Origin of the sequence: Rhizobium indicum (assembly GCF_005862305.2) — a bacterium.
In the GTDB taxonomy this organism is placed as follows: domain Bacteria; phylum Pseudomonadota; class Alphaproteobacteria; order Rhizobiales; family Rhizobiaceae; genus Rhizobium; species Rhizobium indicum.
Genome location: NZ_CP054021.1, coordinates 837,253 through 861,229 on the forward strand (window position 1 = coordinate 837,253; position 23,977 = coordinate 861,229).

A 23,977-nucleotide genomic window follows, 5' to 3' on the forward strand; every position below is an offset into this window, starting at 1 on the left:
CAACGCGCCGGCAAGGGCCGGCACGGTTTCCGATGGGGCTCAGGCCCCGTAAGTTCGCTTCTGGTCGAGCATCACGGCGCCGACGATCAGGGCACCTTTCAACACCTGCTGGTAGTAGGATTGGATCCCCATCAGATCGAGGCCGTTGTTCATGACGCCGATGATGAGCGCACCGATCAGCGTGCCCGTCACCCGGCCGACACCGCCCGACAGACTTGTGCCGCCGATGACGACCGCCGCAATCGCGTCCAGCTCATAGGCGATACCCGCCTGCGGCAAGGCCGAGCCCGTACGGGCGCTGAGCAGCATGCCGGCCAGACCGGCAAGACCGCCGGAAATGACATAGACAGTGAAGCGGATGCGGCCGATGTCGATACCGGAGGTCTTCGCCGCATGCGGATTGCCTCCGACGGCATAGATGTAGCGGCCGAAGCGCGTCCGGCTGAGGATCCACCACGAAGCCGCGAAAACGACGGCGAGAATGATGACGGGTGCAGGGATGCCGAAGACATCACCGGTGCCGATCCACCGGAAGGCCGGCGTCAGGGCGGGAACAGGGCGACCGCCGCCATAGATCAGCGTCAAGCCGCGCGCGGCCGAAAGCATGCCAAGGGTGGCGACGAAGGCCGGAACGGAAAATCGCGAGACGATCGCCCCCGATATCGCGCCGCAGGCAACGCCGACCAGGATGCCGACCGCAAGCCCGATGGCCACCGGATAGGGCGCACCGGCGATCGCCGCCGTGGCAGAGGTCGTCGAGAAGCTGGCGCTGACAATGCCGGCAAGCGCCACGACGGAACCGACCGAAAGATCGATGCCGCGGGTCAGGATCACGAAAGTCATGCCGATGGCAAGCACGCCGTTGATCGAAGTCTGCAGCAGCACATTGGAAATATTGCCGCCGGTCAGGAAGAACTCGTTCGAGAACGAAAGGACCACTACGAGAAGCAGAAAAGCGAGAAAGATACCGTATTCCTGAATCAACAGTCGCCGCCGATCCGAACTGAACCAGCCGCCGGCATTGCTATCGTCGCTCTCTGACACTCTTGCTTGCTCCTCTGGCGCCGTAAGGATGACCTGATCCTGATCAGGTCGATAGGTGGACGAGTGATTGGGCATCCGTTTCCTCCCGGCTGTAAATTCCCGCGCTCCTGCCGGCGCGCATCACCATGATACGGTCCGACATGCCCAGAACTTCGTCGATTTCCGATGAGATCATCACGACCGTTCCGCCAGCCGTGGCAAAATCACAGATGATGCGGTAGATTTCGCGCTTGGCGCCGACATCGACGCCACGTGTCGGCTCATCAAGGAGCAGCACCTTCGGATTGCGCAGAAACCATTTTCCGAGCACCACTTTCTGCTGATTGCCGCCTGACAGTCCCGAGACCGGCATGGTGTCCCGGGCGGCCTTGATCTGAAATTGCGCCTGTATCCGGCGGCTGGCCTCGGCCTCGCGGCGGCGGCTCATGGCAAAGGAAGGGCTCATCTCCGGTAAGCTTGCCATGCAGATGTTGGCACGAACGGAGTCAGAGAGATTGAGGCCCGTGAGCTTGCGATCCTCCGTCACCAGCGCCAGGCCACTTGCCATCGCATCCGCCGGCTTCGACACCGAGATGCGGGCACCGTCGACGATGATCCTGCCGTCGGAAGATTTTTCGAGGCCAAAAAGGCAATTGAAGATCTCGGTTCGCCCCGAGCCCATCAGCCCGTAGATGCCGAAGATCTCGCCCTTGCGGGCGGAGAAGGAAATGTCCTCGATCTTGTTCGGGCAACTCAGCGCCGTAACCTCGAGGCCGGTTTCGGATGTCGGCGTGTTGGTCTTGACATATTCCTCGGCCAGTTCCCGGCCAACGATCATCCGGATGAGATCCGGACGGCTGATCTGCTTGAGATCTCCGCTGCCGACATAGGCGCCGTCGCGAAACACGGTATAGGAATCGGCGATCTGGAAGATTTCCGAAAGCCGGTGCGAGACATAGACGATGCCGCGTCCCTGCGCCTTCAGGCGCCGGATGGCCGCGAAGAGCTGCTGAGCCTCTTTCTCACCGATTGCCGAGGTTGGCTCATCCATGAAGATGACCTCAGCATCGTGGCTTAGCGCCTTGGCGATCTCGACGAGCTGCATCTGCGCAACGGAGAGGTTCATCATGTATTGGGTGGCGCGGATATCGAATTCGAGATCGTCGAGAAGCCCTTGGGCGGAGCGGTTCATCGTCCGGAAATCGATACCGCCGAAACGTGTCGAGGGCTCGCGGCCGAGATAGATGTTTTCCGCCACCGTCATGTGCGGAACCGGGCTCAGCTCCTGCTCGATGATGGCAATGCCGGAGGCGAGCGCGTCGGCGGGACCGGCAAAGTCCACGTCCTTGCCACGACGGCGGATCGAGCCAGCATCGCGATTATGGATACCCATGAGGATCTTGAGAAAGGTCGACTTGCCTGCGCCGTTACCGCCGCAAAGTGCGTGGACCGAGCCGGCGCGAAGTTCGAAGCGGCCGTCGCGCAATGCCGCGACACCACCAAAGGACTTCTTCAGCCCTTCCACATCCAGCAAAAGCTCCACCCTCTTCTCCTCCACACATGCACCGGCAACCGATTGGCGGGAGCCGATCGACATCGGTGATCTCCAGCCCCGATATCGACAATGACATTATTCGACATCGACTCGACAAATGTCAAGTCAGTGTCGAACATATAAATGCGAGGGCGGCTCAGCGGACCTTCCGCCGAAAACGTCAAGGCGATCGATCGTCTCGATGAGGTGAAATGATAAGTTCTTACGCCGAACCAGAGCTATGATCGCCTCGACGATCGAGCCGCTGAAGCGGGCAGGACTGCAGCCTTCCAAAACAAAAAAAGCCCCGTCTCCGGGGCTTTGTTATTTCAATCCATCGTCAATCCGATCAGTCGACATCCTCGACAACCGCGTCGGCGGCGCCGCTGATGCGGTGAGCGAGTGCTGCTTCCATGAACTCGTTCAGGTCGCCGTCGAGAACGTCGTCCGGCGCGCTGCTGGCGACGCCGGTGCGCAGGTCTTTGACCATCTGGTAGGGCTGCAACACGTAGGAGCGGATCTGGTGACCCCAGCCGATCTCCGTCTTGGAAGCGGCTTCGGCACTGGCGGCGTCCTCACGCTTCTTCAATTCGGCTTCATACATGCGGGCACGCAGCATGTCCCAGGCCTTGGCGCGGTTCTTGTGCTGCGAGCGCTCCTGCTGGCACTGTACGACGATACCGGTCGGGATATGCGTGATGCGTACGGCCGAGTCGGTGGTGTTGACGTGCTGGCCGCCGGCGCCCGACGAACGGTAGGTATCGATACGGCAGTCGCTTTCGTTGATCTCGATCTGGATCGAGTCGTCGACAACCGGATAGACCCAGATCGACGAGAAGGAGGTGTGGCGACGCGCATTGCTGTCGTAGGGCGAGATGCGCACCAGGCGGTGCACGCCCGATTCCGTCTTCAGCCAGCCATAGGCATTGTGGCCCTTGACGAGCAGGGTCGCGGACTTGATGCCCGCCTCTTCGCCGTCATGGACTTCGAGAAGCTCGACCTTGAAGCGCTGGCGTTCGGCCCAGCGGGTGTACATGCGCAAAAGCATGTTCGCCCAGTCCTGGCTTTCGGTGCCGCCGGCGCCGGAATGGACTTCGAGATAGGTGTCGTTGCCGTCAGCTTCGCCGGAGAGCATGGCTTCCACCTGGCGGCGCGCGGCCTCGGCCTTCAAGGCCTTCAGCGTATCCTCGGCTTCCTTGACGACGCTCTGGTCGCCCTCTTCCTCGCCAAGCTCGATCAGCTCGATATTGTCGTTCAGCTGCTGCTCAAGCTGCTTGACGCCGTTGATGCCGTCATCGAGCTGCTGGCGCTCGCGCATCAGCTTCTGCGCTTCGGAAGCGTCGTTCCAGAGGTTCGGATCCTCTGCCTTGTTGTTCAACCAGTCCAGCCGTCTTATCGCCTGGTCCCAGTCAAAGATGCCTCCTCAGCAGGGTGATAGCCTGCTTGGTTTCATCGACCACGTTTTCGATTTCCGCTCGCATTTTCCTGCTTCTCTGTCTCGGTCTTCTTCAGGTGCTGGTGACATAGAGACGCCCGCCGCGGATGTAAAGGGCCGCGGCGGGCGTGCAAAATTCAGGCCTCGGTCAGAACAGGCCGGGCGTGCCGGTCTGGACGGCCTGGTTCGCCTGCGGCGAGGTCTTCAGGATTTCCTCCGGCGCCATGGTGCTGTCCATGCCGATCACGGAGAAGCTGTCGGCCGGGCCGGTGCCGGGCTTGAAGGCCTCGATGATGGTGTTCGGATCGCCTTCGCCAGCCGCCATGCCGGTCTTGCGGTCGATCGAAATCAGGTTCATGCCTGATGGAATGACGAATTTCGATTCCGGCGTGTCCTTGACGGCAGCCTGCATGAATTCGTTGAAGATCGGGGCGGAGAGACCGCCGCCGGTGCCGCCGCGGCCGAGCGGGCCCGGCGTATCGAAGCCCATATAGAGGCCGGCGACCAGATCCGGGGTGAAGCCAACGAACCAGGCATCCTTCTCGTCATTGGTGGTGCCGGTCTTTCCGGCGACGTCGCGACCGCCGAGATCGATCTTGCCGGCAGCGGTGCCGCGCTGGATGACGCCCTGCATCATCGAGGTGATCTGGTACGCGGTCATCGGATCGAGAACGGTTTCGCGATTGTCGACGACATTCGGCTCTTCCTGGTTCTGCCAGTCACCGGCATTGCAGCCCTCGCAGAGACGCTCCTCATGCTTGAAGATCGTCTTGCCGTAGCGATCCTGGATGCGGTCGATCAATGTCGGCTTGATCTGCTTGCCGCCATTGGCGATGACCGAATAGGCCGAGACCATGCGCAGCACCGTCGTGTCGCCAGCGCCGAGCGACATGGAGAGAACCGGCATCATGTGATCGTAAATGCCGAAGCGCTCGGCATATTCCGCGACGATGTTCATGCCGAGGTCGTTGGCGAGGCGCACCGTCATCAGGTTGCGCGAATGCTCGATGCCCGAACGCAATGTCGACGGGCCGCCGGATTCGCCGCCGTAGTTTTCCGGCCTCCAGACTTGGCCGCCCGAGACGATTTCGATCGGCGCGTCCATGATGACCGAAGCCGGCGTATAACCATTGTCCATCGCCGCCGCGTAGACGAAAGGCTTGAACGAGGAGCCCGGCTGGCGCATCGCCTGGGTGGCGCGGTTGAATTCGGACTGGGCGTAGGAGAAGCCGCCGACCATGGCGAGCACGCGGCCGGTCTTCGGATCCATGGCGACCAGGCCACCTTGCACCTTCGGCGGCTGCTGCAGGCGATAAGAGGTCGACGCGTCGTCACCGAGCTTTGCGACATAGACAACGTCACCGGGGGACACGGCGCCGACCGGCGATTTCGTGGTCTTGCGGGCGCCGTCGGCCGAACGGAAGGCCCACTGCATGTTCTTGGCGTCGATCGTGCCGCGTTGACGGTCGGCCGCAACCTTGCCGCTGCCATCCTTGGCCGGCTGCAGGCCGATGTCGACGGTGCTGTCTGACACGGCGAGTACCACGGCAAGCCGCCATTCCGGCACATCGGACAGTGCGGGAATATCGGCAAGCGCCTTGCCCCAATCACCGCTCGCATCGATCTGCTTGATCGGGCCGTGGAAACCGCGGCGCTCGTCGTAAGTGACCAGACCGTCCTGCAGCGCCTTGCGGGCAGCGATCTGCATCTGCGGATCGAGCGACGTGCGCACCGAAAGGCCGCCCTCATAGAGGACCTTTTCGCCGTACTGGTCGATCAGCTGGCGGCGCACGGCTTCGGCGAAATAATCCGAAGCAAAGAGCGAGGGGCCGGTGGTGCGGGCGGTGACGCCGAGCGGCTGCTTCTTGGCTTCCTCGCCGTCAGGCTGGCTGACATAGCCGTTCTCGACCATCCGGTCGATCACCCAGTTGCGACGCTCGAGCGCAGCTTCCGGATGGCGGAAGGGATGGTAATTGGCGGGCCCCTTCGGCAGCGAGGCGAGATAGGCGGCCTCGGCGACGGTCAGTTCTGTTACGGATTTGTTGAAATAGGTGAGAGCGGCGCCGGCGATGCCGTAGGAATTCATGCCGAAGAAGATCTCGTTCAGATAGAGCTCGAGGATCTTGTCCTTGCTGTAGGCCTGCTCGATGCGGAAGGAGAGGATCGCTTCCTTGATCTTGCGGTCGATCGTCTGGTCCGAGCTCAAAAGGAAGTTCTTGGCCACCTGCTGGGTGATGGTCGAGGCGCCGACCGGGCGGCGGCCGGAACCGAAATTCTGCAGGTTGACGAGGATTGCGCGGCCGAGACCGGTGAGATCAACACCCGGATGATTGTAGAAATTCTTGTCTTCGGCCGACAGGAACGCGGCCTTGACGCGGTCTGGGACGGCCTGGATCGGCAGGAAGAGACGCTTTTCCTTGGCGTATTCGGCCATCAAAGCGCCGTTGCCGGCATGGACGCGGGTGGTCACCGGCGGCGCATAGCTGTTCAGAACGGCATAGTCCGGGAGATCCTTCGCGACGTTGGCGAGATAGATGGCAACACCCGCCGCCGCGACCAGAAACAGGACGCAGGCCATTCCGAAGAAATATCCAAAAAGTCTAACCATATTTCAGCTACCGGTCTTTTCGATCTTCAATCGGCGCAGCCGCAACGATTGCACAGATCAAGGCAATTTGCACGTTGCGCGGCTTACTCTATGAGCGCTACCGCCACAAGCCGATTCCGCGCCTCAGGCTGCGAAACATAAGCCGGAGTAACGGCGCGAATGTGAGCAAAATAGGGCTTCCTGCGCCGCATTCACCGCTGCGGCCGCGTTTCATTAGAACTGTCACATCCAAGCAACGCCCGTCGCCGCCGCCAATCTGAGGTATCTTGCTCAGAATTTGATTCATGCGGCGCACTTAAATATTTGTTTTTATGAATCTTTGTTTTTATGCGGCCGCCGTGCCGCAGCCGCTACAGATTTTTGGGCGGCCGTCAGCCGCCATTCGCCATGACGGCGGCGCGGTATCGCTTGACTGCGTCGGTCAAGAGACCGGCGATCTTGCCGCGCCAAGCCTCGTCGAGCAGCAGTTTCTCGTCCTCGGCATTCGAGAGGAACCCGATCTCGAGAAGGATCGACGGCACGTCGGGCGCCTGCAGCACGCGGAAGCCGGCATGGCGGTGCGGATTGTTGATAGTGCCGACCTGATCCTTGAAAGAATTCAGCACACTCTCGGCCAGCGAGATAGAGAAGGCCTGGGTCTCGCGCCGCGTCAGATCGAGCAGGATGTCGGCAACCTCGGGCGGCTCGGCAACCGTCTCCTTGCCGGCGATCTGGTCGGAGAGGTTTTCGCGTTCGGCAAGGTCGGCGGCGAGCTTGTCGGATGCCTTGTCGGAGATCGTGTAGACGGTGGCGCCGCGGATATCCTTCTGCTTCAGCGTATCGGCATGCAGCGAAATGAAGAGGCCAGCATGGTTCTGGCGGGCGATCAGCACGCGCTGCGAAAGCGACAGGAACTCGTCGTCCTCGCGCGTCAGGAAAGCCTTGATGCCCGGTTCCTTGTTCAAGCGGTCGGTCAAAGCCTTGGCGAAGGCAAGCGTCACCTGCTTTTCCTCGGTCTTGGTGTCGACGCCGATCGCGCCGGTGTCGATGCCGCCATGGCCGGCGTCGACGGCGATGACGAAATCGCCGGGAGCAGCCTTTTGCGGTGCCGGAATGGCGCTCGTCGTCTGCGCTGCCTCGGTCCGATCGCTCCAGGATTGCGTCTTCACCAGTTCGGCAAAGGCCTTCTTGTCGATCATCTCCGCATCGAGCACCAAGCGATGGCCGTTGCCCGTCTCATCGGCCTGCACCTTGGCAAGCGCCAGCTTCACCGGCCCTGCCGTCGTCAGCACGATGCGGGCGCTCTCTTCGTCCATCTTGCCGTAGCGGATATCCTTGAACAGGCCGCGGGCGGCGAGATCTTTCGCCGGAAAACCGAAGGCTGTCGCCGGCAAGTCAACAACGATGCGTTCGGGATTGGCGATATAGTGGACTGAGAAACGCGGCTCGCGATCGAAATCGATGACGATGCGGGTCCTTGCGTCGTCGCCGACGATGCGCGCACCGTAGGCAAGCAGCGGATCCCTGGCTTCGACAGAGCTGGCAGCGGCCGGCAGCAGACTAGCAGCCAAAAGCGCCGCCAGAACCCGCCTTGCGAATGTCGATCGCCGCGCTGCGGATTTCGCCGCGATCCGAGCCCTCTTAAACAATAAACCGCCACACCCTATCTGTATTGCAATGGACCCGACGCGGCTGCGGCCAACGTCCTGTGACGAAACACCCGCTGCAGCCTGCCGAATCGCGATCACTTTATCCCCAGTTTGTATGCGTTGCGAAATCCATCAATATTATGGCACATTTGGCTTTTCCCTTGCTATTGTGACACAGAAAACATACAACGAATTTCAGGGTAAAGTGTTGACGGGATAGAGTCGCCGCAAAGGCTGCCAGCCAGATCAGGACCTGGCGCCACACCGGTCATCGTCCGCCGTCTCATGCGCTTAATCCCTAGAACTGGATCCTGATTTTCCGGCTTATTGTCGGAATTCATTGGTGGATCAGCCACCACGCTCTCAGGGAGCAAACTCATCGGACCCGAACGGGTCTTCGTATTTGTCGATCACGCTTGGTTGTTGATGGTTTCGCAGCAGGTTTTATCTGAAGTGTACAGGCCCCGGACCGAAATGGTTCCGGCTGCGGTCTGGCTGCTGCCCTCCCCCTCGCATCAGGCGCGACTTTCATTATCCGGCGCGGCCACAGTGGACCGCATTCTTTCTGTTTCAACAGCAGTCGGGAATGCGCTCTCGCGGCCACGCCGAGGAGCACAGCTTACATGGCAGACAAAATGCTTATCGATGCGTCTCACGAGGAAGAGACGCGCGTCGTTGTCGTTCGCGGGAACCGCATAGAGGAATTTGACTTCGAGTCCCAGCACAAGAAGCAGATCCGCGGCAACATCTATCTTGCAAAGGTAACGAGGGTCGAACCCTCGCTGCAGGCCGCCTTCGTCGATTACGGCGGCAACCGGCACGGCTTCCTGGCCTTCGCCGAAATCCATCCCGACTATTATCAGATACCGCTTGCCGACCGTCAGGCACTGCTTCGGGCCGAAGCCGAGGAGCATCGCCGCGACGAAGACGTCGAGCATGTCGAAACCGCGCCGATGGTCGATCTTTCCAAGCAGGATCAGCCGGATGTCGGCATCGTGCCGGCAGAGACCCCGGAAACGGCTGCCGTAACGGAAGAGACCGCAGCGGTAGAGGCCGCGGCATCACCCGAGGCCACCGAGGAAGCGCCGGCCAAGAAGGCCAGGCCGCGCCGCAGCCGCAAGAAGGTCGTAGAACCGGTTGCCGAGACGACCGCGACCGAGGACGCTGTTCCCACAGACGTCGAAGCCGAAGGCGCTTCGAGCGTCGACAATGAGGATGACGGTTCGACCGGCGGCGCGATGGCCGCGATGGTGGAAACTGACTCGATCTCCGAGGACGTCGATACCAGCAAGCGTCGCCACGATGACGACGACGACGATGACGATCACGGTGAAGAGGAAGTCATCGAATCCGTCGGCGCCGAAGACGCGATGGAAGAAGTGCCGGACCGCGTGCAGCGCAAGCCGCGCAAGCAGTACCGCATTCAGGAAGTCATCAAGCGCCGCCAGATCCTGCTCGTGCAGGTCGCCAAGGAAGAGCGCGGCAACAAGGGTGCAGCCCTTACCACCTATCTCTCGCTCGCCGGCCGCTATTCCGTGCTGATGCCGAACACGGCGCGCGGCGGCGGCATTTCCCGCAAGATCACCAATCCTGCCGACCGCAAGCGCCTGAAGGAAATTGCGCGCCTGCTCGAGGTGCCGCAGGGCATGGGCGTCATCCTTCGCACCGCCGGTGCCAACCGCACCAAGGTCGAGGTCAAGCGCGACTTCGAATATCTGATGCGCCTCTGGGAGAATGTGCGCACGCTGACGCTGGCGTCCACCGCTCCCTGCCTCGTCTATGAGGAAGGCTCGCTGATCAAGCGTTCGATCCGCGACCTCTACAACAAGGATATCAGCGAAGTCATCGTTTCCGGCGAAGAAGGCTATCGTGAAGCGAAAGACTTCATGAAGATGCTGATGCCGAGCCATGCCAAGGTGGTTCAGCCCTACCGCGACATCCATCCGATCTTTTCGCGTTCCGGCATCGAGGCTCAGCTCGACCGCATGCTGCAGCCGCAGGTGACGCTGAAATCTGGCGGCTACTTGATCATGAACCAGACCGAAGCGCTGGTCTCGATCGACGTCAACTCCGGCCGCTCGACCCGCGAACATTCGATCGAGGACACCGCGCTGCAGACGAACCTCGAGGCTGCAGACGAAGTCGCCCGCCAGCTTCGCCTTCGCGACCTTGCCGGCCTGATCGTCATCGACTTCATCGACATGGAAGAGAAGCGCAACAACCGCGCCGTCGAGAAGAAGCTGAAGGAATGCCTGAAGAACGACCGCGCCCGCATCCAGGTCGGCCGGATCTCGCATTTCGGCCTGCTCGAAATGTCGCGCCAGCGCATCCGCGCTTCAGTTCTCGAATCGACCACGCAGGTGTGCTCGCATTGCGGCGGCAGCGGCCATGTGCGTTCGCAGTCCTCCGTCGCGCTGCATGTCCTGCGCGGCATCGAGGAATATCTGCTCAAGAACACCACGCACAACATCACCGTGCGCACCACGCCTGACATCGCGCTCTACCTGCTCAACCACAAGCGCCAGACGATCGTCGATTATGAGAGCCGCTTCGGCGTCGCGATCATGATCGATGCGGACGGCTCGGTCGGCGCGCAACATTTCGCGATCGATCGCGGCGAGCCGGTGGAAAACCCGGTCAAGATTGAAACCCTCTTCAACTTCGCAGCCATTCCCGAGGATGACGACGACGATATCGTCATCGAAGTGGATGAGGAGGAAGACGAGGAACTCGAGGAAAAGCCGGCCGTTTCCGAGCGGCCCGTTGCGGCCCGCGCGGAAAGCGAAGCCGACGGAAATCGCAAGCGCAAGCGCCGCAGGCGCCGCCGCGGCCGCAACGGCAATGCCGAACAGCCGGTATCGGCAGGCGAAGCCGGCGACGAGGATGAGGACGGCGACGACGAGGGCGGCGAAGGTGATGAAAACACCGAAGCCACGCCCGAGACACGCGCTGAAAGCGAGGAATCGCAGCGCCGCAAGCGCCGCCGTCGCGGCAAGCGTGGCGGCCGTCGCAATCGCGCCGAGGATGGTTCCGAACTGACGGCTGGCGAAGCCGGTGAAGACAATGGTGGCGACGAGGACGAAGGCGACGACGTTTCGAACGACGGCGCTCCGGGCGAAGCCGTAGCGGTCGAAGCGATTGCCGAACAGGCCGACGAAGGCCAGGCCGCGATGGCAGCCGTGGAGAGCGCGCCTGTCATAACCGAAGAGGTGAAGCCCGCCCGTGCCCGCGGCCGCCGCAAACCGGCTGCAGCGCCGGTCGAGGAACCGGTTGCAGCGCCGGTCGAGGAACCGGTTGCAGAGACGGCCCCTGCGGTCGAGCCCGAACCGGAATTGGTGGAAGCCTCCGCCGATCTCGAAACGGCCGTTCAGGAAGAAGCAAAGCCGGTTCGCGCCAACCGCGAATCCAACATCTCCTCCTCCGAGCCGACGGTGAAATCCACCCGCGTCGAGAATGGCGAAGGCGATGACGGCAAGCCCAAGAAAGCCGGCTGGTGGCAGCGCCGTGGCTTCTTCTGAACGCTGATTTTCGGACGTAAACACTGAAATCCGGCCGCGGCGACGTGGCCGGATTTTCGTTTATGACGAGGGCTCGTGGCCGAGCTTGAATAACGTGGCGCAGATGTGTATATTTTGCGATATTCATACACATGAGGCGCGATCGTGCGGACAAATATAGATATCGATGATGCCTTGCTCGACGCGGCAATGACCGCCACCGGACTGGCGACAAAAAAGGCCACCGTCGAACAAGCGTTGCAAAATCTTGTCGAGAGGCACCGCCGTGGCAATGCCATCGCAAACCTTGCAGGAATAGGTTGGGAAGGCGACCTGGACGTGATACGTCGCGACCGGCCCGACGATAAACGGTGATCGTCGTCGACAGTTCGGTCTGGATTGCGCATCTGCGTGGGATAGAAAGCGCCGCCAGATGGCGGCTGCAGAACATCGAGGATCCGCTGGATATTGTTGTCGGGGACCTGATCCTTTTGGAAGTGCTTCAGGGCGCGCGCAATGAACGCCATGCAACGGTGGTCGAAGAAAGCCTACGCCAGTTCACAGTCCGCCCGATGCTTGGCGACAGCCTCGCCGTCAAGGCGGCTCGTAACTATCGCCTGCTGCGAGAACGCGGCATCACGGTGCGCAAGACCATCGATGTGATCATCGGCACCTTCTGCATTGAGGAAGGCTATGCGCTCTTGCACGATGATCGCGACTTCGATCCGATGACCGAGCATCTCGGCCTCAGGATCGCCTGACTTCAGAGAGCCCGATCGGACAGATCGGTTGCTCCCCATGGAAAGTGAGGAACAGGTGCTCTCGCCATCCTACCATCCCGACAGATGAGCGGCATCAACGGCCGCCATCGAGGGTAACGAGACGGCGCAAAGCGCTTCTATATCGCTTGGTTCCACTCAGCGAAGCGCGATCATCATCCCTCGGCGGCGATCAGGCGGCCGGGGGATAGAGCAGGTCGACGATATAGCTGGCGTCGAAGCGGGAATCGAGCATGCCGTAGGTGGAGCGCCAGCCGCCGGCAAGACGCGTCTCGATGAAGGCATCGGCAATGCGCCCTGCCCCCAGGCGATAGAGCTCAGCGGCACCGGCGGCGAGCGCCAGCTGCTCGACGAGCAGGCGCGCGGCGCCCTCATCCTGTTCGCACAGCGCGATTGCGGCGCGCAGCACGTCGATGGTCTTCTTGCCGGCAGGGCCGAGATCGCGGGCAAGGCCGGCGAAGACCGTTTCGAACAGATCCTTGCCGCGGTTGAGCACGCGCAGCACGTCGAGCGCCATGACGTTGCCGGAGCCCTCCCAGATGGCGTTGACGGGAGCCTCGCGGTAATGGCGGGCGATCGGGCGCTCTTCGATGTAGCCGTTGCCGCCGATGCATTCCATCGCCTCGTAGATCAGTGCAGGCGCGATCTTGCAGCACCAGTATTTGGCGACCGGCGTCATGACGCGGGCATAGGCCGCCTCCTCGGCATTGCCGCGCGCCTTGTCGAAGGCGTCGGCAAGACGGAAGGACAGTGCCGTCGCGGCGGCGACATCGAGCGCCATGTCGGCGAGCACGCGCGTCATGATCGGCTGGTTGACGAGCATCTTGCCGAAGACGCTGCGGCCGCGGGTGTGGTGCACGGCTTCGGCGAGCGAGGCGCGCATCATGCCTGACGAGGCCAGCGCGCAGTCGAGCCGGGTCAGCGTCACCATGTCGAGGATGGTGCGGATGCCGGCATCCGGACCACCGAGCAGGAAACCGAACGTGTCTGTAAATTCCACCTCGGAAGAGGCGTTGGAGCGGTTGCCGACCTTGTCCTTCAGCCGTTGGAACTGCAGCCCGTTGGCGGAACCATCCTCCAGAAGGCGGGGCACGAGAAAGCAGCCCATCCCCTCCTTCGTCTGCGCCAACATGATGAAGGCATCGCTCATCGGCGCCGACATGAACCACTTGTGCCCGGACAGCCGGTAGATGCCCTCGCTGACCTTTTCGGCAGCGCTCCTGTTGGCGCGCACATCCGTGCCGCCCTGCTTTTCCGTCATGCCCATGCCGATGGTCACGGCGGATTTCTGCATGGCGGGCTTGTTCGACGAATCATATTTGCGCGAGAGGATTTTCGGCGCCCAGTCCTTCTGGACCGCGGGCGAAGCCGAGAGCGCCGCAACGGAGGCGCTCGTCATCGTCAGCGGGCAAAGATGGCCGGATTCCAGCTGCGACGTCAGATAAAACCGCGCGGCGCGAACCTTGTGGGCCTCGTCCTTGGCGTCGGTATCGGCCTGGGGATCCCAGACGGAGGAATGCAGGCCGACCGACATGGAACGGCGCATCAATGCATGCCAAGCAGGATGGAATTCGACGACGTCGAGGCGTTCACCGCGCGGACCGTGGGTGCGCAGCTGCGGCGCGCCCTGGTTTGCCATGCGCGCCATCTCCTGCGCCTCCGGCGAGGTGACGTAGCGGCCCATGTTTTCCAGGTCTTCGCGGATGCCGCGCGGCAGGGCCGCCGTCAGGTCGACGATCAGCGGATCGGACCGATAGGCGTTGATGCCGGACCACAGGCTCGGCTGGTTGAGTTCTGCGAGTTTGTCGTCAGTCCGGTTGGCGGAGGTCATAATTCGCTTCTAGTGTAAGAGCCCGGCAAAGGGAAACCGGAAGTTATGATTCGGTTCATTCTGCTCTATCGGAATTCGGGCGAAAATGCATGGGGACATAAGCCTTTGCCCACAGCACATGCTTGCCCCGGCGGGCAGCACTCTTTATAGACCCGCCAGAGACAGCAAGAGGCAGGGTCATGGTCTTTTTCCCCCACCGCCACCTCATCGGCATCAAGGGCCTCACCGAGCAGGATATCACCTATCTTCTCGACAAGGCGGACGAGGCCGTCAAGATCAGCCGCCAGAGAGAGAAGAAAACGTCGACGCTGCGCGGGCTGACGCAGATCAACCTCTTCTTCGAGGCATCAACCCGCACGCAGGCCTCCTTCGAGCTTGCCGGCAAGCGGCTCGGCGCCGACGTCATGAACATGTCGGTCGGCAACTCCTCTGTGAAGAAAGGCGAAACGCTGATCGATACGGCAATGACGCTGAATGCGATGCGCCCCGACGTGCTGGTGATCCGCCATTCGAGCGCCGGTGCGGCCGCCCTTCTTGCCCAGAAGGTCTCCTGCTCGGTCGTCAATGCCGGCGACGGGCAGCACGAACATCCGACCCAGGCACTGCTCGACGCGCTGACGATCCGCCGCGCCAAGGGCAAGCTGTCGCGCATCATCGTGGCGATCTGCGGCGACGTGCTGCATTCGCGGGTGGCGCGCTCCAATATCCTGCTGCTCAACGCCATGGGCGCCCGCGTGCGTGTCGTTGCGCCCGCGACTCTCCTGCCTGCGGGCATCGCCGAGATGGGCGTCGAGGTCTTCCATTCGATGAAGGAAGGGCTGAAGGACGCCGACGTGGTGATGATGCTGCGGCTGCAGCGCGAGCGCATGTCCGGCGCCTTCGTGCCTTCAGTGCGCGAATACTATCACTTCTACGGGCTCGACGCCGAAACGCTGAAGGCGGCCAAGGAGGATGCGCTGGTCATGCATCCCGGCCCGATGAACCGCGGCGTCGAAATCGCTTCGGAAGTGGCGGACGGGCCGCAGAGCGTGATCGCCGAACAGGTGGAGATGGGGGTCGCGGTGCGCATGGCCGTCATGGAGACGCTGCTCGTCTCGCAGAACCAGGGTCCCCGAAGCGATGGAATGATGGCATGAGCAACCCGATCGTCCTCAAGAACGTCCGCATCATCGACCCGTCGCGCAATCTCGACGAGGTCGGGACGATCATTGCCAAAAACGGCGTGATTCTCGCCGCGGGCCACAAGGCGCAAAACCAGGGTGCACCGGAAGGCGCCGTCATCCGCGATTGCACGGGCCTTGTCGCGACGCCCGGCCTTGTCGATGCGCGCGTCCATGTCGGCGAACCCGGCGGCGAGCACCGTGAGACGATCGCCTCGGCGAGCCGGGCGGCGGCGGCCGGCGGCGTCACCTCGATCATCATGATGCCGGACACCGATCCCATCATCGATGACATCGCGCTCGTCGAATTCGTCAAGAAGACGGCGCGGGATACGGCCGACGTCAACGTCTATCCAGCAGCCGCCATCACCAAGGGCCTTGCCGGCGAGGAGATGACGGAGATCGGCCTGTTGATGCAGGCGGGCGCCGTTGCCTTCACCGATGCCCATTCCAGCGTCCACGACACGCAGGTGCTGCGCCGGATCATGACCTATGCGCGCGAATTCGGCGCCGTCGTCTCCTGCGAGACGCGCGACAAATATCTCGGCGCCAACGGCGTCATGCATGAGGGGCTTTTTGCCAGCTGGCTCGGGCTCTCCGGCATTCCAAAGGAAGCCGAGCTCATCCCGCTCGAACGCGATCTCAGGATCGCGCATCTGACGCGCGGCCGTTATCACGCCGCGATGATCTCGGTGCCGGAATCGGTCGAGGCGATCGAGCGTGCCCGCAGCCGCGGCGCCAAGGTGACCTGCGGCATCTCGATCAACAATCTGGCGCTCAACGAAAACGACATCGGCGAATACCGCACCTTCTTCAAGCTCTATCCGCCGCTGCGCCCGGAAGACGACCGGGTGGCGATGGCCGACGCCGTTGCGAGCGGTGCGATCGATATAATCGTCTCCTCGCACGACCCGCAGGATGTCGATACGAAGCGCCTGCCCTTCGGCGAGGCAGAGGATGGCGCGATCGGCCTCGAAACCATGCTGGCGGCAGCGCTCAGACTTCATCATGGCGGCCAGGTGAGCCTAATGCGCCTGATCGACGCTATGTCGACCCGCCCCGCTCAGATTTTCGGCCTGAATGCCGGCACGCTGAAGCCCGGCGCTGCGGCCGATATCGCGCTGATCGATCTCGATGAGCCTTGGCTTGTCGCCAAAGACATGCTTCTCTCCCGCTCGAAGAATACGCCGTTCGAGGATGCGCGCTTCAGTGGGCGGGCGGTCGCGACATACGTCTCGGGAAAGCTTGTCCACGCAATTTAGAACCGACACGATCGCCGTCCATCCCGCAACGGGAGAAGGCTGACTCGAGGATAGGCCACGGAGAGGCTGAGGGGACATATGTTATCCAATCTCATGTCATGGCAGATCACGCTGCCGATCGCGCTTGCCGCCGCCGTTATCGGTTATCTCTTCGGCTCGATCCCGTTCGGCCTGATCCTCACGCGCGCCGCCGGCCTCGGCGACGTGCGCAGCATCGGCTCCGGCAATATCGGCGCGACCAATGTACTGAGAACAGGAAACCGGACGCTCGCCGCGGCGACGCTGCTGCTCGATGCGCTGAAGGCATCGGCCGCGGCCTGGGTCGTCGGCTATTTCCTCGGTGAGGAAGCCGCGATCATCGCCGGCTTCTTCGCCTTTATCGGCCATCTTTTCCCGGTCTGGATCGGCTTCAAGGGCGGCAAAGGTGTCGCCACCTATATCGGCACCCTGCTCGGCGTCGCGCCGATCATGGTCGTGCTCTTCGCCGCCGTCTGGCTGGCGGTCGCCTTCACCACCCGCTACTCCTCACTGTCGGCGCTGGTTGCCATGCTTGTCATTCCAGTTGCCCTGTGGATATTGGGCAACGAAAAAGTTGCGGCAGTGATGGCAATCATGACCCTCATCTCCTACTGGAAGCACAAGGCAAATATTTCTCGCCTGATGGGCGGGACGGAAAGCAAGATCGGGGCGAAGGGATAATGGATGCGCTGAACGCCGAACCAAAAGGCGTCGTGCTGACCGAGCGGCAAAGAATTGCCTGGCTGCGCCTCATCCGTTCCGACAATATCGGCCCCGCCACCTTTCGTGACCTCATCAATCATTTCGGTTCGGCCGAGGCAGCACTTGCCGCACTGCCGGAGCTTTCGGCGCGTGGCGGCGCCACACGGGCAATCCGCATCGCCAGCGAGGCCGAGGCGCATCGGGAACTGGAGGCGGCGCGTCGCTTCGGGGCCCGCTTCGTCGGCATCGGTGAGCCGGACTATCCGCAAGCGCTGAAGCAGATCGACGGCGCGCCGCCGCTTCTGGCCGTCAAGGGCACACTTGCCGCTGCCAAACGACCGGCCGTCGGCATCGTCGGCTCGCGCAATGCCTCGATCGCAGGCGCGAAATTCGCAGCGATGGTGGCGCGTGACTGCGGCCGGGCGGGTTACACCGTGGTCTCCGGCCTGGCACGCGGCATCGACACCGCCGCCCACCGGGCAAGCCTCGACACAGGCACGATCGCAGCACTCGCCGGCGGCCTCGACCAACCCTACCCGCCGGAGAATATCGGCCTGCTCGAAGAGATAACCGGCGGCAATGGCCTGGCGGTGAGCGAGATGCCCTTCGGCTGGGAACCCCGCGCCCGCGACTTCCCACGCCGAAACCGGCTGATCGCCGGCATCGGGCTCGGCCTCGTCGTCATTGAAGCGGCGACGCGTTCGGGCTCGCTGATCACGGCGCGGCTTGCCGGCGAGTTCGGCCGCCTGGTGTTTGCCGTGCCTGGCTCGCCACTCGATCCGCGCTGCCATGGCACCAACGGCCTGCTGAAGGACGGCGCTTCGATCGTCACCGCACCCGCCGATGTCATCGAGGCCCTGGCGCCGCTTGCGCAATTCGAGCTGTTCCCGTCATCGATGGCGGAGGAACTGGCACCTGACGGCAAGGCAATGTCGGTGCCACCAGGTGATTCCGATCGAAACCGCATCATCGATGCGCTCGGGCCGACGCCGGTCGAGATCGACGACGTCATCCGCCATACCGGCCTGTCGGCATCCGCGGTCTATCTCATCCTTCTGGAGCTTGATATCGCCGGCAGGCTGCACCGGCATCAGGGCGGCCTCGTCTCGCTTTCAGATTGAACCTGAGTACGACATCGGGTGGCGGCTTTCGAATTGCCGAACGCTGAGTCGAAAACCTTCGACAGCATATCTAAAATTGTATTTTACCGACAATCTCCCTTTGGCTGCAGCGAACACAAGAGGTAAAATTGTAGCAAACCCCTTGACCGCGGCGATTTCCCTGTCCATGTCGGAGGGCCGATATCCATGTTGCGGTGTGTGTCGCGCTGGCTTCAACGCTGGCGTCGTTTCCTTTTTAGAGAATCATCATGAATGTTGTAGTGGTGGAATCGCCTGCCAAGGCCAAGACGATCAATAAGTATCTGGGTCCGGGATACAAAGTGCTCGCCTCCTTCGGCCATGTGCGCGATCTGCCTGCCAAGGACGGCTCAGTTCTTCCTGATCAGGACTTCGAAATGCTTTGGGAGGTCGACAGCGCCTCCGCCAAGCGCATGAAGGACATTGCCGACGCGTTGAAATCCTCGGACGGCCTCATTCTCGCGACCGACCCGGATCGCGAAGGCGAAGCGATTTCCTGGCATGTTCTCGACATGCTGAACAAGAAGCGCGCGCTCACCGGCAAGTCGGTCAAGCGCGTCGTCTTCAACGCGATCACCAAAAAGGCAGTGCTCGACGCGATGGCTGCGCCACGCGATCTCGATGTGCCTCTGGTCGACGCTTATCTCGCTCGGCGCGCACTCGACTACCTCGTCGGCTTCAACCTTTCACCGGTTCTCTGGCGCAAGCTGCCCGGCGCGCGTTCGGCCGGCCGCGTCCAGTCGGTGGCACTGCGCCTCGTTTGCGACCGCGAATCCGAGATCGAGCGCTTCATCTCGGAAGAATACTGGAACATCTCGGCGCTGCTGAAGACGCCGCGCGGCGACGAGTTCGAGGCGAGGCTGGTTTCGGCGAACGGCAAACGGCTGCAGCCGCGCGCAATCGGCAACGGCGAAGATGCCGGCCGGCTGAAGGCATTGCTCGAAGGTGCGAGCTACGTCGTCGACTCAGTCGAGGCGAAGCCGGTCAAGCGTAATCCCGGACCGCCCTTCACGACCTCGACGCTGCAACAGGCCGCCTCCTCCAACCTCGGCTTCTCGGCCTCGCGCACCATGCAGGTTGCCCAGAAGCTCTATGAGGGCGTCGATATCGGCGGCGAGACGGTCGGTCTCATCACCTATATGCGAACCGACGGCGTGCAAATGGCGCCCGAGGCGATCGACGCGGCGCGCAGCGCCATCGTCGACCAGTTCGGCGAGCGCTATATGCCGGAAAAGCCGCGCTTCTACTCGACCAAGGCGAAGAACGCCCAGGAGGCGCACGAGGCGATCCGACCGACTGATTTCTATCGTTCGCCCGACCGTGTGCGCAAATTCCTCGATGCCGACCAGATCCGGCTCTACGAGCTGATCTGGAAACGCGGCATCGCCAGCCAAATGGCGTCGGCCGAGATCGAGCGCACGACGGCTGAAATCACCGCCGACAACAAGGGCGAGAAGGCCGGTCTGCGCGCCGTCGGTTCGGTCATCCGCTTCGATGGTTTCATCGCCGCCTATACCGACCAGAAGGAAGATGGCGAGCAGAGCGACGACGGCGACGAGGATGGCCGCCTGCCGGAGATCAATGCGCGCGAGGCGCTCGCCAAGCAGAAGATCAATTCGACGCAGCATTTCACCGAACCGCCGCCGCGCTATTCGGAAGCCTCGCTGATCAAGAAGATGGAAGAGCTCGGCATCGGCCGCCCCTCCACCTATGCCGCGACGCTCGCGACACTGCGCGACCGCGACTATGTGACGATCGACAAGCGCAAGCTGATCCCGCAGGCCAAGGGCCGGCTGGTGACCGCTTTCCTCGAGAGCTTCTTCACCAAATATGTCGAATACGACTTCACCGCCGATCTCGAAGAGAAGCTTGACCGGATTTCCGCCGGCGAGCTGAACTGGAAGCAGGTGCTGCGCGATTTCTGGAAGGATTTCTTCGCCCAGATCGAGGACACCAAGGAACTGCGCGTCACCAACGTGCTCGATTCGCTGAACGAGGCGCTGGCACCCCTCGTCTTCCCGAAACGGGAGGACGGTAGCGATCCGCGCATCTGTCAGGTCTGCGGCACCGGCAACCTGTCGCTGAAGCTCGGCAAATACGGCGCCTTCGTCGGCTGCTCGAACTATCCGGACTGCAACTACACCCGCCAGCTCTCTTCCGAAAACGGCGGAGAAGCGGACGGTGCGGCACTCAACGAGCCGAAGAACCTCGGCACCGATCCGACGACAGGCGAGGAGCTGACGCTGCGTTCCGGCCGCTTCGGCCCCTATATCCAGCGCGGCGACGGCAAGGAAGCCAAGCGCGCTTCGCTGCCGAAGGGCTGGAAGCCCGAGGACATCGATTATGAAAAGGCGATGGCGCTGATCTCGCTGCCGCGCGATATCGGCAAACATCCCGAATCGGGCAAGATGATCTCGTCCGGCATCGGCCGCTATGGGCCGTTCCTCCTGCATGACGGCTCCTATGCCAATCTGGAAACCGTCGAGGATGTTTTCTCGGTCGGCCTCAACCGCGCCGTGACTGTTATCGCCGAAAAGGCGAAACAGGCCCCGGGCCGGGGTGCGCGCGGCACGCCGGCAGCGCTGAAGACGCTCGGCGATCATCCTGATGGCGGCGCCATCACCGTTCGCGACGGCAAGTACGGCCCTTATGTCAATTGGGGCAAGGTCAACGCTACACTGCCGAAGGGCAAGGATCCCCAGGCGATCACCGTCGAGGAGGCGCTTGCGCTGATCGCCGAGAAGGCCGGCAAGGCCCCTGCGGGCAAGGCGGCCAAGGCGAAAGCCAAGCCGAAGGCGGCCGCCGCCGAAGCCAAGAGCACCAAGACGGCTGTCAAGCCGAAGACAACGAAGGCGAAAGCGCCCGCGAAATCGAAAAAGGGCTGACGTGAGCAGAATACCGCGCGAGAGAACGAACCCTGCGGGCAAGCGCCCGGGCAAGACCGGCCGCGCCGGCAAGGATGCTCCCGCCGTCGAGCCGCTGAACATCGTCCACGGCGCGCTGCCTTCGCGCGAGGTGATCCTGCGCTTCATCGCCGATCATCCGCAGAAAGCGTCCAAGCGTGAACTCGCCAAGGCTTTCGGCCTGAAGGGCGACAACCGCGTTGAGCTCAAGCACATGCTGCAGGAGCTCGAGCAGGAAGGCATGCTGCAGAAGAACCGCAAGTCGCTGATCCGGCCCGGTGCGCTGCCGCCTGTCACCGTCCTCGATATCACCACGCGCGACAAGGACGGCGATCTGATCGGCCGGCCGGCGGAATGGCCGGAGGACCAGGGCGTGGCACCCGCCGTCGCCATCCGCCAGCAATCGCCGGCAGGCCGCCAGGGCAAGGGCAAGGCGCCCGTCGCCGGGCTCGGCGACCGCATCCTGGCGAAGATCTTCCCGGCTGTCGATCGCGGCGGGCCGGCCTATACGGCGCGGATCATCAAGGTGATCGACAGGCGCCGCGGCGCCTCGATGGGCGTTTTCCGCACTGCACCCGGCGGCGGCGGCCGACTGCTGCCGATCGAACGGCGCGGCGAGGAGATGGTGATCGATCCCGACTTCACCGGCGGCGCCACGGACGGCGACCTGGTCGAAGTCGAAATCGCCCGTCTCGGCCGTTTCGGCCTGCCGCGCGCCAAGGTGCTTTCCGTCGTCGGTTCCGTCGGTTCGGAAAAGGCGATCTCGATGATCGCGATCCATGCGCACGGCATCCCGCATGTCTTCCCGCCGGCCGTTATCGCCGAGGCGGAGGCCGCAAAGCCCGCCAGCATGTCGCATCGCGAGGATTGGCGCGACGTGCCGCTGATCACCATCGACCCGGCCGACGCCAAGGACCATGACGACGCCGTCTATGCCGAGCTCGACCCCTCGCCCGACAATCCCGGCGGCGTCCTCGTCACCGTCGCGATCGCCGACGTCTCCTGGTATGTCCGACCCAATTCGCCGCTCGACCGCGAGGCGCTGAAGCGCGGCAACTCGGTCTATTTCCCTGATCGTGTCGTGCCGATGCTGCCGGAGCGCATCTCAAACGATCTCTGCTCGCTGAAAGAAGGCGTCGACCGCCCGGCGCTCGCCGTGCGCATGAGCTTTTCCGGGGAAGGCCGCAAGATCGGCCATACTTTCCATCGCATCATGATGAAGAGTGCCGCCAAGCTCTCCTACCAGCAGGCGCAAGCGGCGATCGACGGGAAACCGGACGATCAGACCGGACCGATGCTCGAGCCGATCCTGAAGCCGCTCTGGCACGCCTATGAGGTGATGAAGCGCGGACGCGACCGGCGCCAACCGCTGGAACTCGATATGCCGGAGCGCAAGATCCTGCTGAAGCCCGATGGCACGGTCGACCGGGTCGTCGTGCCGCCACGGCTCGATGCGCATAAGCTGATCGAAGAGATGATGATCCAGGCGAACGTCTGCGCCGCCGAGACTTTGGAAAAGAAGCGTCAGCCGCTGATCTACCGCATCCATGACGGCCCGACGCTTGCCAAGCAGGAAATCCTGCGCGAGTTCCTGGCCACGCTCGGCATCTCGCTTGCCAAGGGCGGCAACATGCGCGCCAACAACTTTAACGGCATTCTGGCGAAGGCGGACGGCACGCCGCATCAGACCATGGTGAGCGAGATGGTGCTGCGTTCGCAGAGCCAGGCGATCTACGGCCCGGAGAATATCGGCCATTTCGGCCTCAACCTGATGAAATACGCCCACTTCACCTCGCCGATCCGCCGTTATGCCGACCTCATCGTGCATCGCGCCCTCGTCGGCTCGCTCGGCTTCGGCGAAGGCGGCATCACGCCCGAAGAAGAGGCGGCGCTCGACGATATCGCCGCCGAAATCTCGACCTTCGAGCGCCGGGCCATGGCAGCCGAGCGCGAAACCGTCGACCGGCTGATCGCGCACCACCTCAGCGGCCGTGTCGGCGAGGAATTTGCCGGGCGGGTTTCGGGCGTGACGAAATCGGGGCTTTTTATCGCCCTGCCGGACTATGGCGCCGACGGTTTCGTCCCTATATCTACGCTCGGCAGCGATTATTTCATCTATGACGAGGCGCATCAGGCACTCTCAGGTGAACGAACAGGACTCGGCTATCGCCTGGGTGACAGTGTCACCGTCAAACTTGTCGAAGCGATCCCGCTTGCCGGTGCACTGCGTTTCGAGATGATCAGCGAGGGCCGCGAGATGCCGGCGGCGGTGCGTTCCTTCCACAAGGCGGGGCGCCGCGACAGGGGCCAGGTTCGCAAGAAGCCTGGAACGAGGCCGCCGCGCGGGCGGCACTAAAGCGTCGCAATCGTTCAGATTGCGCCCCCGCTGTAGGTCCTTGTTTTCGTGTCGTTATCGCGAAGCCGCTGCACAGTTTCGCGCGACATGTTTTAGATCCGA

At 62.5% G+C, this 23,977-nt stretch carries 15 protein-coding genes; 9 read left to right on the forward strand and 6 right to left on the reverse strand.

Annotated features, from left to right (window positions below):
- Window positions 1-39: 39 nt before the first annotated feature.
- The 5 genes from FFM53_RS04190 to FFM53_RS04210 all read right to left on the reverse strand — a co-directional run bounded on the left by FFM53_RS04190 (window position 40) and on the right by FFM53_RS04210 (window position 8,228).
- On the reverse strand, window positions 40-1,044 hold the full coding sequence (locus tag FFM53_RS04190; RefSeq protein ID WP_011651405.1) for an ABC transporter permease: 1,005 nt from the start codon (window positions 1,042-1,044) through the stop codon (window positions 40-42).
- 43 nt (window positions 1,045-1,087) lie between these two features.
- Window positions 1,088-2,566: a sugar ABC transporter ATP-binding protein gene (locus tag FFM53_RS04195; RefSeq protein WP_138388013.1), complete on the reverse strand. Its 1,479-nt coding sequence runs from the start codon at window positions 2,564-2,566 to the stop codon at window positions 1,088-1,090.
- Between the two features lie 340 nt (window positions 2,567-2,906).
- Window positions 2,907-4,038 (reverse strand): peptide chain release factor 2 gene (gene prfB, locus FFM53_RS04200; protein WP_012756997.1). Its coding sequence is split into 2 segments (ribosomal slippage): window positions 2,907-3,968 and window positions 3,970-4,038, totalling 1,131 coding nucleotides; the frame shifts between segments, so codons are not numbered across the junction.
- A 102-nt stretch (window positions 4,039-4,140) separates the two neighbouring features.
- Window positions 4,141-6,600: a penicillin-binding protein 1A gene (locus tag FFM53_RS04205; RefSeq protein ID WP_138387535.1), complete on the reverse strand. Its 2,460-nt coding sequence runs from the start codon at window positions 6,598-6,600 to the stop codon at window positions 4,141-4,143.
- Between the two features lie 371 nt (window positions 6,601-6,971).
- Complete coding sequence (locus tag FFM53_RS04210; RefSeq protein ID WP_011651401.1) at window positions 6,972-8,228, reverse strand: N-acetylmuramoyl-L-alanine amidase; 1,257 nt, start codon at window positions 8,226-8,228, stop codon at window positions 6,972-6,974.
- A 623-nt stretch (window positions 8,229-8,851) separates the two neighbouring features.
- On the opposite strand from FFM53_RS04210, the gene FFM53_RS04215 reads away from it, so the two are divergent.
- The 3 genes from FFM53_RS04215 (at window position 8,852) to vapC (ending at window position 12,486) form a co-directional block, all read left to right on the forward strand.
- Window positions 8,852-11,746 (forward strand): Rne/Rng family ribonuclease, encoded by a 2,895-nt coding sequence (locus tag FFM53_RS04215; RefSeq protein WP_138387536.1) that lies wholly within the window; start codon window positions 8,852-8,854, stop codon window positions 11,744-11,746.
- Between the two features lie 144 nt (window positions 11,747-11,890).
- Window positions 11,891-12,100 (forward strand): type II toxin-antitoxin system VapB family antitoxin, encoded by a 210-nt coding sequence (locus FFM53_RS04220; RefSeq protein WP_003547469.1) that lies wholly within the window; start codon window positions 11,891-11,893, stop codon window positions 12,098-12,100.
- Window positions 12,097-12,486, forward strand: a complete 390-nt coding sequence (gene vapC / locus FFM53_RS04225) for a type II toxin-antitoxin system VapC family toxin (RefSeq protein ID WP_138387537.1) — start codon at window positions 12,097-12,099, stop codon at window positions 12,484-12,486. The genes FFM53_RS04220 and vapC overlap by 4 nt, the downstream gene beginning before the upstream one ends.
- Window positions 12,487-12,676: 190 nt before the next feature.
- On the opposite strand, the gene FFM53_RS04230 is transcribed toward vapC, so the two are convergent.
- Complete coding sequence (locus tag FFM53_RS04230; RefSeq protein ID WP_129418772.1) at window positions 12,677-14,335, reverse strand: acyl-CoA dehydrogenase family protein; 1,659 nt, start codon at window positions 14,333-14,335, stop codon at window positions 12,677-12,679.
- Window positions 14,336-14,514: 179 nt separating this feature from the next.
- Between FFM53_RS04230 and FFM53_RS04235 the strand changes: the two genes are divergently transcribed.
- The 6 genes from FFM53_RS04235 (at window position 14,515) to rnr (ending at window position 23,875) form a co-directional block, all read left to right on the forward strand.
- Window positions 14,515-15,471 (forward strand): aspartate carbamoyltransferase catalytic subunit, encoded by a 957-nt coding sequence (locus FFM53_RS04235; RefSeq protein ID WP_007626148.1) that lies wholly within the window; start codon window positions 14,515-14,517, stop codon window positions 15,469-15,471.
- Window positions 15,468-16,757 carry a dihydroorotase gene (locus FFM53_RS04240; RefSeq protein ID WP_138387538.1) on the forward strand — a complete coding sequence of 430 codons (1,290 nt, stop codon included), beginning with the start codon at window positions 15,468-15,470 and terminating at the stop codon, window positions 16,755-16,757. The genes FFM53_RS04235 and FFM53_RS04240 overlap by 4 nt, the downstream gene beginning before the upstream one ends.
- A gap of 78 nt (window positions 16,758-16,835) precedes the next feature.
- On the forward strand, window positions 16,836-17,456 hold the full coding sequence (gene plsY, locus FFM53_RS04245; RefSeq protein ID WP_072638785.1) for a glycerol-3-phosphate 1-O-acyltransferase PlsY: 621 nt from the start codon (window positions 16,836-16,838) through the stop codon (window positions 17,454-17,456).
- The gene (gene dprA / locus FFM53_RS04250) at window positions 17,456-18,598 is read left to right on the forward strand and encodes a DNA-processing protein DprA (RefSeq protein ID WP_138387539.1); all 1,143 of its coding nucleotides are present in this window, start codon (window positions 17,456-17,458) and stop codon (window positions 18,596-18,598) included. Before plsY ends, dprA begins: the two co-directional genes overlap by 1 nt.
- A 248-nt stretch (window positions 18,599-18,846) precedes the next feature.
- Window positions 18,847-21,501, forward strand: a complete 2,655-nt coding sequence (gene topA / locus FFM53_RS04255; protein ID WP_138387540.1) for a type I DNA topoisomerase — start codon at window positions 18,847-18,849, stop codon at window positions 21,499-21,501.
- Between the two features lies 1 nt (window position 21,502).
- Window positions 21,503-23,875 carry a ribonuclease R gene (rnr, locus tag FFM53_RS04260; RefSeq protein WP_138387541.1) on the forward strand — a complete coding sequence of 791 codons (2,373 nt, stop codon included), beginning with the start codon at window positions 21,503-21,505 and terminating at the stop codon, window positions 23,873-23,875.
- The last annotated feature ends 102 nt before the right edge of the window (window positions 23,876-23,977 follow it).